The organism is Peribacillus sp. B-H-3, assembly GCF_048572925.1.
Classification (GTDB): Bacteria; Bacillota; Bacilli; order Bacillales; family DSM-1321; genus Peribacillus.
This window is the reverse complement of sequence record NZ_CP183879.1, coordinates 38,851-55,364: the sequence shown is the minus strand read 5'-3', so window position 1 is coordinate 55,364 and position 16,514 is coordinate 38,851. Positions and strand designations below refer to the sequence as shown.

Sequence of the window (16,514 nt, the reverse complement as noted above, 5' to 3'; positions counted from 1 at the left end):
ATAATGTAAAAAAGTGTTAACAACAAAGGGAGATTCTAGGATAATAGAATTGAAGAAAATGACCGTTAAAGAAAAAATTACCACGTTAAATAAAGGCTATGGCTTCCGATATTACTAGGGAAGATGCTAATATTCTGCCAAATTACTAAGCACTACAGGCTATTAGCATTGAAAAAATGAAACAAAAGAATCAAATAGCCAGAATTACCAAACTATTAAAGGACTGGAAAGGGTGTCAGGATGAAAAATATCGGCAAGGCGCTGATTTTATCAACAAGTATTTTTGCCGGAGCGGCGGCATATGTGAATTCAACGGGGAATCTGCAGGCAGAGGCCAGCAGCATCACTTCAATCAGCAAAACTTCATTTCAAACTACAGCCAATTTAAATATAAGAATGTCTGCCAATTTAAAGGCCAAGCTGATTGTCACTGTTCCGAAGGGCAAGATCGTGACGGCCACGCAAAAAATAGGAAGCTGGTACAAAGTTTCCTATACGTATAAATCAGGCGGGAAGAATGTTACGAAGTCAGGCTGGGTAAGCGGCAATTACCTGAATGGAGTGAAAGCCCCAATCTCGCCCGTCTATCTTTTTACAAATAAAACCTCTAAGCTCTATTCCTCACCGGATACCAAAAAGAAGGAAATTTACTCAGTTGCCAGCAATACCGGTTTTTATTCAAAAATAAAAGTGGTAAATAGCGCCGGACAAACGTGGTACCAGATTTCTTATAAAGGAAAAACTTTATACGTAAACAGCAGCTATACTGCAAAGAAAACGAAGTCAGACTTCACTCAGGCTAAATACACCGCCAAAAAAGATACCTATATGTATCAAAGCTACGGAAGCTCTTATACTAAAATAATTAAAGTGCCAAAGTCGGCAATCGTCACATCCAAAAGCAAAGTTGGAGATTGGTATGCGGTTTCCTACGGCGGCAAATCTGGCTACATCATGAGCAGTGATCTTGCCAAGTATAATGAAGTGACCTTCAAGCTGATAGATACAGATGAAACCTATTACTTTTCTAAAACAGCAGTTAAACTCTATGCAGCGCCGGATTCCACTAAGCAATCCGTTTTATCTGCAGCAGCTAATGAAGGCTTTGTGTCTAAAAAAGAGGCAGTGAACAGCCTTGGCGAAACATGGTATTCAGTTGAGCTCAACGGCAAAAATTATTACGTGAAAAATACAGATATGATTAATGAAGCCTTTATACCCGTTACAGCGGCCAAATTTAAACTGACAGCAGCATCCAGCTTGTTTGAATTATTTGGGACTCAATATAAAGTGCTTACGAATGTGCCAAAGGATACGATTGTAGCTCCTGATAAAAAAATCGGGAGCTGGTATCATATTTCCTTCGGAGGACAGTCCGGATATATTTCTGAAAGTGAATTATCGCCGTATACTGATTATACCGAGCAGAAAATCACGCAGACAACATTTGTGACAACCTCTGAATTAAACATCAGAGGATCAGCTGATGCAGCTTCCGGACTTTTAGCAGTCATTCCTGCCAGCACCATTGTTGCGGCGGATTATAAAACGTCAAATGGCTGGTATAAAGTAGCCTATGATGGAAAAACAGGTTATGTTTCAGGAAGCTATCTGACACAGGTAGTTACTGGAGATCCGCTGACAAGCCATGACAGCTACCAGTTTATTGACTTGCGCACGAAGTCTCCTGTTACAGCTGCACAAATCAATGCCTATATTGCGAAAAACTTGAAGGCCGGACAGGTTAGTGTGTTAACGAATAAAGGCCAGGCATTCATTGATGCAGGTAATAGATATGGAGTGAATGCACTGTACCTTGCCGCACACGCCATACATGAAAGTGATTTTGGCAGGTCAAACATTTCTCTTGGGAAAAATAACTTATTTGGCTTTGGGGCATTCGATATTTCTCCATTTGTTGCTTCATACCGTTTTTCGACGATAGATTTGTGTATTAATTACATTGCCGCTGAGATAAAATCTACGTACTTAAATAAGGCGAACTGGAAATATAGCGGAGCATATCTTGGCTTCAGTACAAAAGATATGACTAACAAACGTCTCAATCAAAATAGTGAAGGCATGAACTTTTACTATGCGAGCGACCCGAACTGGGGAAAATCGATTGCAAGGCATATGGAAAATATGCTTCCTTATGATAAAGCCTACTACAAAAATGCAGTGATTAATCCAACTGTTCCAGGCCAGCCTGGCATACCGGGCGGAAGCGACGTTTTTCCAGCAGGCATAACCGCAGTGGCAAAACAGGATTTGGTTTTAAACAGCGCTAAGGGCGTGAACGATAAAGTAAAAACTATTAAATCGGGATCATCATTCAATCTGCTGGAAAAAACGAATGATTACTGGGTCAGAGTATCAGTCAACAATGTGGAATACTGGATAAACACTATCAAATTCGATAAATATAAAAACTATCTTGCCGTTCAAAATTTGGGCAGAATCACTGGTACAAGCTCGGTGAACATCAGGGTAGATGCAAGTACATTATACGATCCTATTGGATCCTTCCATTTAAACGATTATATCTCGCTAGTAATACAAAAAGATGGCACTGCAGCAATGAATCCCACAAAAACATGGTATAAAGTACAGCTTTCTGATGGAACATTTGGATGGCTAAGCGCAACATATGTAGCACGGGAACTTCAATAGACACATAGACTCCGCTAATGCGGGGTCTTTTGTTATTTTGGCGGAAGAACGGGCAGAATTTGAACTTAGTAAGTCTTTTTTTCATTACTTTGGGTTAACAATTCAGTTTTAGAAGGGCGTTCCGAAGAGGATAATTTCCATATAATTGGATAAATTGGATTTCTGTCAAGAAAGTGGACAAATAAAAATGGTTGTTTCTACCCTCAAAATCCCTACCGCACTACGTTTGCTGGAGCTTTAGAATTCAACAGCCAAGATTCACGGCTGTTGAATTTTAAAGCTTTTGGTTAACTTATAAGATATTTTCTTGTTCCTCTACCCCTTGTTTTTTCTCAAATTGATTAGGGGAACAGTATCCCAACGTAGAATGCTTTCTTTTTTTGTTATAGAAACTCCCAATATAATGATTAACCAAACGAATGGCTTCTGCTTTTGTACGAAAACGTCTCCGGTAGATTAGCTCTTTTTTGATGGTTGCGTGGAAGGATTCGATGCATGCATTGTCATAGGGGTCACCTTTTCGGCTCATGCTGATGTGAATATCCCGACTCTTTAAAAGATCCACATAATCGTTTGAACAATATTGGGATCGCGGTCTGAATGATGAATTAATTGTGGGGAAGGCTGCCGGGTGACTAATGATTGATGTAAAGCTGTTAGTGTTAATTCTTTATTAACCTCTGTTCCGAGAGTCCACCCGATAATTTTCCTGGAAAAGAGATCCATAATGCTCGCTAAATAAACCCATCCTTCAAGAGTGCGAATATAGGTAATATCAGACACCCACACCCGATTCGGCTTATCAATATTAAATGCTCGCTTAACTAAGTTAGGGTAAATACACAAGTCATGGTCTGAGTCCGTAGTCACCACAAATTTTTCTTTTTGCACCGCACATAATCCCATTTCATTCATATAACGGGCCACTGTTTTTTTAGAAACTGGGTATCCCCATTCAAGCAAGTCGTCATGTACTCTTGGGCTTCCATACGTTCCAATACTTTCATGATAGGATTTTGCAATTTTCTGTTGTACTACCCGTTTATATATTTCTTTCTCAGAGGGAGTGGATTCTATTTGCTTTAGCCATTTATAGTAGCCACTTTTTGAAACTTTTAGAACTTTACACATCTTTACGACCGAAAATTCTACCTGATGAGAATAGATAAATTTGTAAATTACTCTGGGTTTTTTGTAAAGATGCGCATAGCCTTTTTTAAAATTTCGTTTTCCTCCTCCAACTCACGCATCTTTTTTTCATAGTTGTTTTCAATCTTTTTCAACTCAGAAGGAGTCACATATTTCTCTTCTGTGACGGATACTTTTTTATTTCTTCTGTGTGCACTCACCCATTTTGATAGAGTAGAATAGGGAATTTCCAGTTCATAAGCCACATCCGTTATTTTTCTTCCTTCTTCCTCCACTAATTTGACCACATATTCTTTGTACTCCTTACTATGGATCTTATACATAGTGAACACGTCCTTTTAAATGATAATTTTATTATAAATTATTTCTCATTTTTACGTGTCCACTTTTCAGACTAATCCCAAAATGCGCCAAATCAGGCTGTATTCGAGCGAAATCCATTTTGATTCGAGCCAATTCCTTGTGCATTAGAGCGGGATTCCTGCTTATTCGAGCGAATTGCAGGATTCGTCTAAAATAGGCCGTAAAAAAGCAGGCACCCATTATATCAGGGTGCCTGCATCATTCACTTGATTAAATATGTCGGAACGTCGAGCTGCATGGTGTATTTGGATAGCTGGGCATACATTTGTGAGATCCTGGAGGTTTGTTTGAACGCCCAGCCGATATCAGTAGCGTATTGGTGTGTGGCATAGCCTTTTGTGGCCATTCCATCTGGATTCCAGCGCATTTTATAAAGTGTATCCTGGCCAGCATTTACATAGCCGTCACCGATGAATTTCGCACCTCCGATAATTGCTGCTTCCGGAGTGAACCAGCCTGCATTATAGGCGTACTCGGAGCCGCATCGTTCCGGACAGGAATCCTTTGCCCCGATTCCGTACATATTATAAACCGTTTTAGGGGTCACGGCCTTACCGTTTACACTTTTCACAAGAATACCATTGGATAATTCAGAACTGCCGTTTCCTGTTTCAAGCAGCGAGTGGCTGATTAAGTAGATTTCATTGACTCCGTATGTTTTGCTTGCTGAAAGATAGGAAGAAGCCTTTCCTGTAAGGATTCCTTTACTTTTTAAGATTGTGTTATTAATTTCTGCTGCATCTGTTCCAGCAGATTTTGATAGTGTTAGAAATTGATAAAAAGAGCTGGATGTTTGAATGAAGTTTCCTGGATTTACATAATATTTCACCTGGCTGCTTGAAGCTGTCTTCCAGGAGCCGGATGAGTCTGTCTGCGGATTCGCCTTCATTTGCAGGGAAACTGCATCATCATAGGTTAAATCATAATAAGATAAACCCTGTACATCGCTGCTTTTAATATAGCCAGTCGTTTTTACACCGCTGATATAGACGCTGGTTTCGAACCAGTTATCTGAAAGAGTGCTGTATTTCAGGATTGAACGCTCGCTGTAGCTTTTCAGAACCTTGGAAACAGCTGCTGCCTTGGAATAAATCTTAGTCGGACTCTTCATGGCCACCCCGCTTAATGACTGTTTGGTGCTCCACAGGTTTTCGAGGTCGCTTTTCTTGATATAGCCGGTCGTTGCTTTTCCGTTGATAAAAATATTGCACTCCATCCAGCTTGCGGAGAGAGTTTTATACTTTAGAATTGTCCCCGCTTCGTAGCTTCTTAACACCTTAGAGCCTGAATAGGCGGTGCTGTAAATTTTGGTCGGGCTGCTTTTTCCGATGCCTTGCAGGTTTTCTTGTTCAGGGGCAAGCTTTTCAGCATCGTTTACACTTAAGTAACCAGTCTTTTGGATGCCATTCATATAGAATTTGGCTTCATACCAGTTCTCTGAGAAAGTTTTAAAAACTAAAACCTTTCCTGCTGGGTAGCTTTTGAGGCTCTTTGAACTTGATGAAGCTTTTTCATGCATGATTGTTGGGTTTTTTAATGATAATCCTTTTACCGTTTGCTGTGACGTGAACAGGTTTTCTGCATCACTGGTCTTCAGGTATCCGATGACTGCCGAACCGTTTACATAAAATCTGGCTTGATACCAGCTTGAAGTAAAGGTTTTATATGTTAAAACAGTTCCCGGCTGGTAGGTTTTCAGCACTTTAGATCCTGCTGATGCACTGGAATGCATATTGGTGGGGGTTTTTAATGCGATTCCGCGAAGAGTTTGCGGATGATCGGTGACATTTTCAACATCACTAGCATTTATGTAGCCAATTGTTGCCTGGCCATTGATGAAAATCCGTGCCTTGTTCCAGCTTGAGGTATAGGCCTGATATTTTAGCACAGTTCCCTGGCCGTAGCTTTTGAGTACTTTTGAACTTGTTGAAGCAGAGGTGTATATATTTGTAGGGCTTTTTAGTGCAGCCCCCTGAGTCAGTGGCAATGATGAATCCCATACCTGATCTTCTGCAGCAAAAGCTGCGGGGCCAGTTAGAGACAATAAAGACAGCAATAATGATAACGACAAGATAAACATACAAGCTTTTCTCATTTCTTTGATAACATCCCCTGTTTTAATAGTTTTAGGAAACTATGGATCTCTCTCTCTTTAATCCCTCAATTTACCTATTAGTATTGTAACATACGATTTATTGGATAAAAGACCATATTTTTCTTTGGTATAATTTACATGTATAATTGTTGAGGATGCAGGATTAGGAGGGGAGCTAGGGAAGCGTGAAAACAGGAAGCTGCATGATTTTCTTAAAAAGTTGCATGAATCTGGAGGAAAGCTGCAAGATTATCTGAAAAGTTGCATGATTCTGGAGGAAAGCTGCACGATTTCTTTAAAAAGTCGCATGATTTAGGAAAATAGGTGCTGAAAAACTGCATAATCAGGATAAAAACTCCTGCTTATCACAAATAAAAAAACGGAGAAGACCCGTCACGAGTCTTCTCCGTTTATTTTATGAATAGAAAGTTCACTAGCTTTTTGCTGGAGTTTCCATCAGAGTATTCATTCCATTTTTCTTTAAATCTTTTAATCCTACCGTAATCAGCGGATGCCGTTTTTATTTTTTCGATGATCTCTTGCGTTGTGTAAACGACAGGTCCGGGCATTTGTGATTCATAATCTTCCCAGAAGCCGCGCTCTTTTTCGTAATGCTCCAAATCATAGGCAAAGAAAATCATTGGTTTTTCCAAAAAGGCGTATTCAAAAGGGATGGAAGAGTAATCTGTTATCAGCAAGTCCGTGATAAGCAAAATCTCATTTACATCATGATAATTTGTAAGATTATAAACGAAGCCCGGAAATTGTTTCTCAAGATCATGTTCTCCAGAGACAGCAGGGTGGAGCTTAAGCAGGAGAACATATTCTTCTTGATGAAATTCATCATAAAGTTTCTGGATATCAAGCCCAATGGAGCTTGTTTTCAGCTCATTTTCCCTGAAGGTAGGAGCGTATAAGATCGTCCTTTTCTCCTCGAGCCCCGGAAATTGTCCCAGCAGTGACTGATAGGCAACTGATTTTTTTTCTTCATCAAAAAAGAAATCGGTTCTTGGAACGCCTGTGCTCAGTATATTTTCGTCAGGGAGTCCAAAGCTCGCCTTAAAGATGCCAGACATGGTATCAGATCCGGAAACAACGTAATGGAACTGGTTGTATACACGCTGAAAGCGCTCCTTCGCACGCGGGCTGCGGTTTGCGGCAGAAGGGTCTTTTAAGCCGAATTGCTTCACTGCCCCAGCGGCATGCCAGACCTGGACACAGGTGACAGAAGGCCTGAACGAGATGGCAGAAAGAAAGCCGAAATAGTTGTCTATGATCACCACTTTGGACGTGGCCAGATGATAAATAGAGAGCAGGTAGTGCAGAAGATGTTTGATTTCAAAGTGAAAGACGATGGTTTTCCCATCGCCTTTAAAATCTGCTCTGCTATGATTCCCTTTTAAGATGATTCTTTTGCCTTCAATTCCCTGTGCATTCATTTCATCCAGGATATAACGTGCATTATCTCCGAATGACACAACAAAAGCTGTTTTCTTTTTTAAAGGAAAAAGGCGGAAGACAGAAAAAAGAGCCTTGAATATAAACAGATACAGCTCTATTGCCAGTTCTCTAGCCATTATTGACTGTCAGAAGATCGTCTTTGATCTTGCTTGTAGAAATTCCGATAGTTCTTGGAAGATAGACAACTTCACAGACCTCGTTCAATTCATCAAATTTGCCCTTCCAGTCATCGCCCATGACAAACACATCCACGCCTTCACGGATGATATCTTCTTTCTTTTGTTCCCAGCTGTTTTCGGCGATTACTTCATCCACATAGCGGATGGATTCAAGAATCATTTTTCTGTTTTCAAAGCTGTGGTAGGCTTTTTTATTTTTAAGTTCATTAAATTCGTCAGAAGAGATGGCAACAATCAGATAGTCGCCAAGAGCTTTAGCGCGCTTCAATAAGTTGATATGCCCCCAGTGAAGCAAATCGAATGTACCGTACGTAATAACCTTCTTCATACGTAGTATTCCTCCAGTCTAATCTATTAATCAATCGTTTGATTAAATTTAAAGCAGTCTATTTAAACCAGCGTAAGCAGGCGCTTGCGCTTTTTTATCTCATGGCTTCATACATAATAAGGAAATAGAACATTTTAATAGTGTAAACTCTACCTAATTATAACCTATTTGATTTACAAATAAACAACAAACATTTAACAAACATGTGTTGAATTCTTATAGACTTCCGGCAATGTGATTTATTTTACTTGGTTTTTATATTCCATACAAGGGATTAGAGGGAATTTATTATAAAACCTACTGAAGAACTATTGTAAACCCTGACAAATTAAGGATGGGAGTATAGGCCATTTTGCTTCTTTTTTGCGCGAAAAAATGGGTTTGGAAAGGGTGGTCTTCTATAAATGATGCATGCTGCTGAAAAGAGGGGGGAGAATAGGAAGAAAATCTTAGGAACTCAAGCGGGGCACATGCTATTCATTGTTGAGAAAAAAGCTGAAAACGTATATGATTTTATAATGGTTGTGATGAAAGAATTTCTTTTTTCATCAGTGAGCAAATTGAATAAATGCGAGTGTTTCTTCCGGTTTATTCTAAACAGCAATGTTTTCATAAATATTTAAATTCCAGGTGGTTATTCATGAAGATGAAATTATTTCGATTTTTAAAGCGCAGCAAGAACAAAATCAGACTCAAGCATAAGCTGTCTGTTTCACAGGAAAATGGAACAATCTTCATCCAGGGAGCATTCTCCAAGGAGTTTTATTGTGCAAAAGAGCTGTGGGTGAAGGTAAGGGAAACGGGAGAGATGCACCGGGCTGCAGAAATAAAGCCTAATCCTTCTTTTGCCTTTGGCATCAGCCTTGATGAACTGCTAAGCAATCTTAGCGAAGAAGAACAGGCGGCATTGGATCTTTTCATCAAGGTCAGTGTCCGTGTTGATAGCTTAGAAAAGGAATTGGATCAGGACGCAGCGGAAATTGCAGTAAGAGATGGCGTTGAATACGCAGAGTACCTGATCAGGCTTGGGAGGTTCCAGCATACTTCCATTAAGTATCCTGCTCCATATCGTACAGATGATAATAAAACCGTCCATCTTTTTGTTACCAAAAAAGGGAATGTTTCCATCCTTCTAAACCAGGAACCTGCACCTTCCGTACGATCTCAGATAGAAAAGATTTCGTATGAGCAAAACAAGATGATCGTTGAAGGCCGTATTTTTTCAAGGAACTCCAGAATTACGCACGGCGAAGCCATCATTAAGGGAAGAAAAACTAATCTGGAGCTCTACGGACAGGCGAGATTCACTCTTGACGATGAAGGCACAGCGAAGAAATACGGCTTGAACCGCTACACGTACCGGATGGAACTTGATATGGAAAAGCTCCATGATGCCCGTCCCGCCGAGGATGACATTTACGACTATTATTTCGACTTAAATCTGCATGATCAGCTTGAAGTGAAAAGGGCCAGAATCGGGCGCCCGACTGGCAGGGTCAAGCTTTTTCTTAAGGAAACCTTTGTAAGAAAAGGCAGCGAGGCCTATGTGATCAATCCTTACTTTACCTTCAAAGCAAAGAACCTATCCATTGAAGTGTATGGATTTCCTGTAGATACGTTCAACTATTTGAGGAAAATGCGGCGTTTTGCTCCGCTGTACAGAATGTTTAATAAAAGCAAGGATGTTTGGCTGATTGGCGAAAGGTCTTATAAGGCCCAGGATACGGGCTATCATTTCTTTAAATACGTGCGGGAGAACTTTCCTGATAAAAAAGCCTACTATGTCATTGAAAAGGATTCTCCAGAGGCTGGAAATGTGGAACCGCTTGGGAATGTCCTTTATTTTAAATCAAAAGAACATATACGCAACACCGTAATTGCTTCAAAGGTTATTTCTTCTCATCATCCTGATTATTTATACCCTGTGCGTACCCGCAAGTTTAAGCGGAACGTGAAGGCGCTGAAAATCTTCCTGCAGCACGGTGTCATGGGAACGAAGAATATGCTTGCCAATTACGGCAAAAAAGCGTCCGGTTTTGATACAGATCTGTTTCTTGTCAGCTCTGAGTTCGAAAAAGATATGATCATAAGTGATTTTGGCTATGACGAAGATCAGGTATATGTCACAGGGTTATCACGCTTTGATTCTTTATTCAAAGAAGATGTGGAGATCAAGCGCCAGCTGCTCATCATCCCTACATGGAGGGACTGGATAACTTCAGACGAAGTGTTTCTTGAGAGCGAGTATTTTGAAAGATACCGGGACCTGATTCATCATCCCAAGCTGCGTGCTATGGCAAGAGAAAGAAACCTTGAGATTGTTTTCTGCCTGCACCCTAATATGCAGAACTTTACTTCTTACTTTAAAGATGCACCTGTCCGGGTCATCTCGCAGGGTGAAGTGGATGTTCAGCATCTGATCAAGGAAAGCGCGATGATGATCACTGATTACTCAAGTGTGGCGTTTGACTTCAGCTTCCTTCATAAACCAGTTCTTTATTATCAGTTCGACCGGGACCGTTTTATTGGGAAAAGGCAGTCACATCTGGACTTGGATAATGATCTTCCAGGCTTTATCACGGATAATCTTGAAGACCTGCTTAATGAGGCAGATGTGTACAGCAGCCAGGATTTTGTCATGCCTGAGTTGTATAAAGCAAGAGCGAATAAATTCATCAAGCATCGTGACCAGCATTCAAGTGAGCGCATTTACGAAGTGGCAGAGCATGCAGTGCTTGAAAGAAGCTTCTTCCAAAAAGTGGCCCAAACCGAATATTATCAGCTTTTCTTCAGGCAGTTCAGAAAAAGCAAACGTTACTTCCCGACCATGAAGCTGCTATATAAAATCATGATGAAGACGGTGAAGGTTGATAAAAATCTTATTCTGTTTGAAAGCGGAGTAGGAAAGCAATATGGAGACAGCCCGCGGAACATTTATGAAGAAATGCTCCAGCGGAAGATTGACATGAAAAAAGTCTGGGTGTACGGCGGAATGATGCCAGTCAGAGACAGGAATACCAAAAAAATCAGCAGACTGAGCCCGCAGTACTATTATTATCTGGCCAAAGCAGGATATTGGGTCAATAATCAAAACTTTCCTACGTATCTTGATAAGCGCAAGGAAACTACGTACATTCAAACATGGCACGGCACGCCGCTTAAGAAAATGCTGTTTGATATTGAAAATATTCAGGGAAGAGATGAAGGGTACTTAGAGCGTGTGTATCATGCAACCCAAACCTGGGATTACCTGGTGTCACCGAGCCCGTACGCGTCGGAGGCATTCAGGAGCGCCTTCCGCTATGACGGGGAAATCCTTGAGACAGGCTATCCGAGAAATGATTTATTTTTTAAAGAAGATAGAGAAGCAAGGGCAAAATCAGTGGCTGAGAGACTGAACATTCCTGAAGGCAAAAAGGTCATTTTATATGCGCCGACATTCCGGGATAATCAAACCTCTAATAAGAATAAATTTGTGTTTGATCTGCAATTCGATTTGGAAAGGATGAAGCAGGCCCTTGGCGATGAATATGTTCTGCTGCTGAGGATGCATGTGGTCATCTCCAATTCCTTGAAGATCCCGGAAGAGTACCGTGATTTTGTCATGAATGTATCGAAGTATCCGGATATCCAGGAGCTGTACTTGATCAGTGATATCTTAATGACGGATTATTCTTCAGTTATGTTTGACTTTGCCAACACCGGCCGCCCAATCTTGTATTACACCTATGATATTGAAGATTATCGGGACAATATCCGCGGCTTTTATATCGACTTTGAAAATGAAGCACCAGGGCCTTTCCTGAAAACCACTGAAGATATCATAGAAGCAGTCACAAATATAGAAGAAACGACTAAAGCATACAGCGGTAAGTATCAAGACTTCAGACAGAAATATTGCGGCTTGGAGGATGGCAAAGCTACAGCCAGGATCGTGGATCGTTTCTTCGGGAATTGATCCATGGCTGCCATTCACCGGCAGCATGCAGACGTGCTAAAACCGCAGGCCAGCTTAAAAAATAATTTAAAATAAGGAGTTTCATTATGAAAACGATAAGTAATCCATATTTTATCTTAAATACTATTGCGGTTAAACGAAGCGGATTAACAAAGGCCGTTGTGGCGAGATTGAATATGATGTGTGAAGAAATGCCCGAAAGAAGGATTTCCCTGCTTACCATCTCCTATCAGCGGACATTATGGGAAGATGTCAGATCCATGAAAGAAGAGGGAATCCTCCATCAAAACATTAAGGTATTGAATTGCCTGTATGATCTGGATCCTTCAAAAGATATGAGTGTACAAAAGGATCCCCATGCCGAGCAGGTAGAGGAAGAAGGACTCGTTGCTTTTCAGGATTACAGCCAAAAGGAAAATCCTTCATACAGGTATTTTGAAAATGGGGATTATGTTCAATATAAACGCTTTGATAGTGAAGGCCGGCTTATTTTTTGCGACAAGATGAACGAGGCACGCATCCGGACGAAAAGGCAGGAATATTCTCCGGATGGCTATCTTGTCAAAGAAATCATCTATGACACGGGCTCGAAGCATGAGCGGACGCATAAATACTTCGGCAAAGACGGCAAATGTTATTTATCGATCTGGCTGGACGCTAAAAAGAACTGGACGAAATGCCAGTACTTTGGTGATGAAAATAAAGAGTTTGAAGATATGGCTGATTTATACAGCTACTGGATTGAAAAAGTGATTGCGGAAGATGAAAATCCAATCATTTTCGCTGAATTCAGGGACCGGTTGTACAATCTGCCAAACAAGAATCTTGATGATGCAGTTCTTGCCGTGCGGCATCCGAACGTCCGCAAAGTAGGTTTTGCACACAGCAGCCATTTTACTATTCCATATTCTGACGGCGCACCCGTCAGCGGTGTGTGGAATTCCCTTTATTCCAATCTGGACCGATTTGACAAGATGATTTATCTGACGCACGGCCAGAGGGAATCGGCTGCTTTATTATATGGAGACAGACCGTCATTTGAAGTGATTCCGCATTTTGTCAAACCAGCTGAACATGTGCAGGGGGTAAAAGCAGATCCTAATTTATTCATTTTGGTCGCGCGGATTCATTATAAAAAGCGGGTCGAGGATGGAATCAAGGCCTTTGAAAAGGTTGCGGCAAAGAATCCGAAAGCAAGGCTCGAAATCTACGGATTCGGCTACAGCGATGACCAGGAAAATGAGACAGTTTCATTGATTAAAGATTTAAAGCTTGAAGATAACGTGATTCTTAAAGGATTTGCTGCAGATATGTCAGCGGTCTATCCGGGTGCATATGCAACGCTTATGACTTCGCGTTCAGAGGGATTCGGTATGAGCATGACAGAAAGCCTTTCATATGGCACTCCTGTCATTGCCTATGACATTAACTTTGGACCCCGGGACATAATACGTGATGGTGTGGACGGGCTTCTCGTAAAAGACGGCAGTGTGGAGGAATTGAGTGAGAAAATTATTTCCTTAATGGGAAATCCAGAGCTCAGAGAAACACTTTCCCATAATGCCACAGAGGTTACAAAGCGTTTTGGCTACGGGAAATTCATAGATGAATGGAAAACTCTATTTGCAGAGCTTGATGAAAGTGTGCCTAAAATCGCGTCCCTTCCAACCGAGAGCCATCCTCATGCTGCTCTTGAACATATGAGCAAAACAGGGGATTCTTTCACACTCGAGTTTAAAATAGCGGGGATGGAGAATATAAAGGAAGTTTCTGCTTATATCCAGGAGCGGGAGGGCACAAACACTCTCTTATTTTCCGGAACGGGCGAAGGAACATCATGGAAAGCGGTTTTGGATAAAAAAAGCCTCGCTTCAATAGAGAAAATCAGTGATGTATTCATCCGTGTTTCGGACGGCCATTATACAAAGAATGTCCGTGCTGAAAACGGCAAAAATCTTGAAATGAGCTTTGGTGAAGGCAGCAAAAAAATACGGGTATACGCAACAAAAAACAGCCTTCTTTCTGTAAAGCCAATGAATGCTGCGCCTGTACAGCCAGAACCGCAAGCAGGAAAAACGCCTGTCCGGGAGGAGCCGAAAAGCAAGGAAACCGGCCTTCTGAAGAAGCTTTTTCGCTAAAAATAATTCCGCTGATTACATTTTAAAATTTCATCAGCGGAAATTATGGTAAACTTATGTCTAAATGTTTGGATCAGAAGTGGGGAAGAAACATGCAATTAACAAAAGAAGCGGCTGGAGCGGCCCCGAAAGCGAAGAGATTATCGCTTTCGGCTATTAAACACAGGGTGAAATCCCTGGTTACAAGTGCCTACAAAACAGCCTTCAGGATCTGCGGTGCCGTCCTGCCTGCAGACAAAAAGCTGATTGTGTTTGAAAGTTTTCTCGGAAAGCAGTACAGCTGCAATCCAAGGGCAATTTATGAGTATTTGCAGAAGACGCACCCAGAGTATAAGATGTACTGGAGTGCGGATAAAAAATACACAGCTAATTTTGAACGCGAGGGAGTGCCGTATTTAAGGCGCTTTTCTGTGGATTGGATGTTCAAGATGACGAGAGCTTCCTACTGGGTTTCAAACAGCAGGTTGCCGCTCTGGATTCCAAAGCCAAAGCACACCACATATTTGCAGACCTGGCACGGCACACCGCTGAAAAAGCTTGCTGCTGATATGAAGGAAGTCTATATGCCTGGAACTGACACAGAAAGCTACAAGAAAAATTTCCATGCAGAATCAAGCAAGTGGGATTACTTAATCTCGCCAAATCCTTATTCTTCGGAAATTTTTTCGAGAGCCTTTGCGGTCGATCCAGGCAAGGTCATTGAAACAGGGTATCCTAGAAATGACATGCTTTATAACGAAAACAACTCCGCTTCAATTTCGTCGCTAAAAAAGAAAATGGGGATTCCGGCTGATAAAAAAGTCATTCTGTATGCTCCGACCTGGAGAGATGACGAATTTTACGCAAAAGGCCGCTATAAGTTTTCCCTCAAGCTTGATTTGAATGAAATGAGAGAGAAGCTTGGAAGTGAATATGTCATCCTGCTTCGCCTCCATTACCTGATTTCAGAGAATCTGGAGCTTTCCGATTTTGAAGGCTTTGCCTATGATTTCTCAAATTATGGTGACATCAGCCATTTGTATCTGATATCAGATATGCTGATCACCGATTACTCTTCGGTATTTTTTGATTATGCGAATTTAAAACGCCCGATGCTGTTTTTTGTATATGATATTGAAAATTACAGAGACAGGCTGCGCGGCTTTTATTTTGACTTTGAAGCCTCGGCGCCCGGGCCGCTCGTGAAAACGACGGATGAGGTGATCCGCGAAATTAAGGCCCAGGAAGAGAAGGGATTTGTCCCGGATGAAAATTCCGCTGCTTTCTATGAACAATTTTGCGGATTGGAAGACGGACATGCCTCACAGCGGGTGATAGAAAAAGTGTTAGGAAGGTCTGTATAAGATTATGAGATCTGCTTTGACCGTATTAAACGAACAAATAAAGAATTTTTATTTAGTCAGGCGATTATCAGCCTACGAAATGAAGAGCAGCAATAACGATAATTATTTGGGCATACTTTGGGAAATTATAAATCCAATGATACAAATCGCCATTTACTGGTATGTTTTTGGCTTTATTATGCCCCGCAGTGATATTGGGGACGATCCTTATTTCCCATGGCTGCTTGCGGGGATTTCGGTGTGGTTTTTAATTAGCCCGTCGATTACACTCGGGTCAAAGGCCATCTACTCAAGGCTTAACATGATTTCAAAAATGAGTTTTCCAGTGAGCGTCATCCCGACGTATGTCATCTTGGCGAAGTTTTACCAGCATTTAATGCTGCTTGCGGCTGTCATCATCATTCTGGCTTTTTCAGGATATCCGCCGACTTTTTATATTGTGCAATTGCCATATTTCCTGTTTGCGACGCTTGCCTTTTTGGTGTCACTGTCGCTGATTACCTCAACACTCACCACAATCATCAGGGATGTTCAGATGGTCATTCAATCGCTGATGAGGGTATTATTGTATTTAACGCCGATCCTTTGGTTTAAAGACAAGTGGAACCCGGCATTTCTTGGGCAGATCATGAGAGCCAATCCTCTTTATTATATTGTGGAAGGCTACCGTGCCGCCTTGCTTGGCCATTCCTGGTACCTTGTTGATCATTATAAGTACACCCTGTATTTCTGGGTGCTGACCATCGTATTATTTATCATTGGTTCTGCTCTTCACTTAAGGTTCAGGGACCGCTTTGTCGATTTCAAGTAAAATTGGAAGTGAGAAA

The 16,514-nt window shown here is 41.3% G+C and carries 10 protein-coding genes and 1 pseudogene; 5 read left to right on the top strand and 6 right to left on the bottom strand.

Annotated features, from left to right (window positions below):
• Positions 1 to 240: 240 nt before the first annotated feature.
• The gene (locus tag ACN6MY_RS00275) at positions 241 to 2,673 is read left to right on the top strand and encodes an SH3 domain-containing protein (protein ID WP_419882304.1); all 2,433 of its coding nucleotides are present in this window, start codon (positions 241 to 243) and stop codon (positions 2,671 to 2,673) included.
• A gap of 292 nt (positions 2,674 to 2,965) precedes the next feature.
• Here the strand turns inward: ACN6MY_RS00275 and ACN6MY_RS00270 are convergent, their stop codons facing one another.
• From ACN6MY_RS00270 to tagD, 6 genes are all read right to left on the bottom strand, one after another.
• The gene (locus ACN6MY_RS00270; RefSeq protein ID WP_419882303.1) at positions 2,966 to 3,202 is read right to left on the bottom strand and encodes an integrase core domain-containing protein; all 237 of its coding nucleotides are present in this window, start codon (positions 3,200 to 3,202) and stop codon (positions 2,966 to 2,968) included.
• Between the two features lie 23 nt (positions 3,203 to 3,225).
• Positions 3,226 to 3,840, bottom strand: coding sequence for an IS3 family transposase (locus ACN6MY_RS00265; RefSeq protein ID WP_419884268.1), 615 nt, complete (start codon positions 3,838 to 3,840; stop codon positions 3,226 to 3,228).
• Positions 3,841 to 3,851: 11 nt separating this feature from the next.
• Entirely contained in the window at positions 3,852 to 4,097 is a 246-nt protein-coding gene (locus ACN6MY_RS00260; RefSeq protein WP_419882302.1) for a transposase, read from the bottom strand.
• A gap of 290 nt (positions 4,098 to 4,387) precedes the next feature.
• A complete protein-coding gene (locus ACN6MY_RS00255; RefSeq protein ID WP_419882301.1) occupies positions 4,388 to 6,280 on the bottom strand; it encodes a glucosaminidase domain-containing protein in 1,893 nt (630 codons plus the stop codon).
• Positions 6,281 to 6,690: 410 nt separating this feature from the next.
• On the bottom strand, positions 6,691 to 7,857 hold the full coding sequence (locus tag ACN6MY_RS00250; protein ID WP_419882300.1) for a CDP-glycerol glycerophosphotransferase family protein: 1,167 nt from the start codon (positions 7,855 to 7,857) through the stop codon (positions 6,691 to 6,693).
• Positions 7,850 to 8,248: a glycerol-3-phosphate cytidylyltransferase gene (gene tagD, locus ACN6MY_RS00245; RefSeq protein ID WP_071351794.1), complete on the bottom strand. Its 399-nt coding sequence runs from the start codon at positions 8,246 to 8,248 to the stop codon at positions 7,850 to 7,852. Before tagD ends, ACN6MY_RS00250 begins: the two co-directional genes overlap by 8 nt.
• Positions 8,249 to 8,888: 640 nt before the next feature.
• Here tagD and ACN6MY_RS00240 point away from each other — a divergent pair.
• From ACN6MY_RS00240 to ACN6MY_RS00225, 4 genes and pseudogenes are all read left to right on the top strand, one after another.
• On the top strand, positions 8,889 to 12,206 hold the full coding sequence (locus tag ACN6MY_RS00240) for a CDP-glycerol glycerophosphotransferase family protein (RefSeq protein ID WP_419882299.1): 3,318 nt from the start codon (positions 8,889 to 8,891) through the stop codon (positions 12,204 to 12,206).
• An 86-nt stretch (positions 12,207 to 12,292) separates the two neighbouring features.
• Positions 12,293 to 14,344, top strand: a complete 2,052-nt coding sequence (locus ACN6MY_RS00235; protein ID WP_419882298.1) for a glycosyltransferase — start codon at positions 12,293 to 12,295, stop codon at positions 14,342 to 14,344.
• Between the two features lie 128 nt (positions 14,345 to 14,472).
• Positions 14,473 to 15,687, top strand: a pseudogene (locus ACN6MY_RS00230) (CDP-glycerol glycerophosphotransferase family protein); the annotation flags it as partial.
• Positions 15,688 to 15,691: 4 nt separating this feature from the next.
• On the top strand, positions 15,692 to 16,498 hold the full coding sequence (locus tag ACN6MY_RS00225; RefSeq protein ID WP_419882297.1) for an ABC transporter permease: 807 nt from the start codon (positions 15,692 to 15,694) through the stop codon (positions 16,496 to 16,498).
• The last annotated feature ends 16 nt before the right edge of the window (positions 16,499 to 16,514 follow it).

Coding starts and splice junctions, on each gene's coding strand:
- tagD (WP_071351794.1), bottom strand. CDS start 8,248: ATGAAGAAGGTTATTACGTACGGTACATTCGATTTGCTTCACTGGGGG.
- ACN6MY_RS00270 (WP_419882303.1), bottom strand. CDS start 3,202: ATGAGCCGAAAAGGTGACCCCTATGACAATGCATGCATCGAATCCTTC.
- ACN6MY_RS00275 (WP_419882304.1), top strand. CDS start 241: ATGAAAAATATCGGCAAGGCGCTGATTTTATCAACAAGTATTTTTGCC.
- ACN6MY_RS00255 (WP_419882301.1), bottom strand. CDS start 6,280: ATGAGAAAAGCTTGTATGTTTATCTTGTCGTTATCATTATTGCTGTCT.
- ACN6MY_RS00250 (WP_419882300.1), bottom strand. CDS start 7,857: ATGGCTAGAGAACTGGCAATAGAGCTGTATCTGTTTATATTCAAGGCT.
- ACN6MY_RS00235 (WP_419882298.1), top strand. CDS start 12,293: ATGAAAACGATAAGTAATCCATATTTTATCTTAAATACTATTGCGGTT.
- ACN6MY_RS00225 (WP_419882297.1), top strand. CDS start 15,692: ATGAGATCTGCTTTGACCGTATTAAACGAACAAATAAAGAATTTTTAT.
- ACN6MY_RS00240 (WP_419882299.1), top strand. CDS start 8,889: ATGAAGATGAAATTATTTCGATTTTTAAAGCGCAGCAAGAACAAAATC.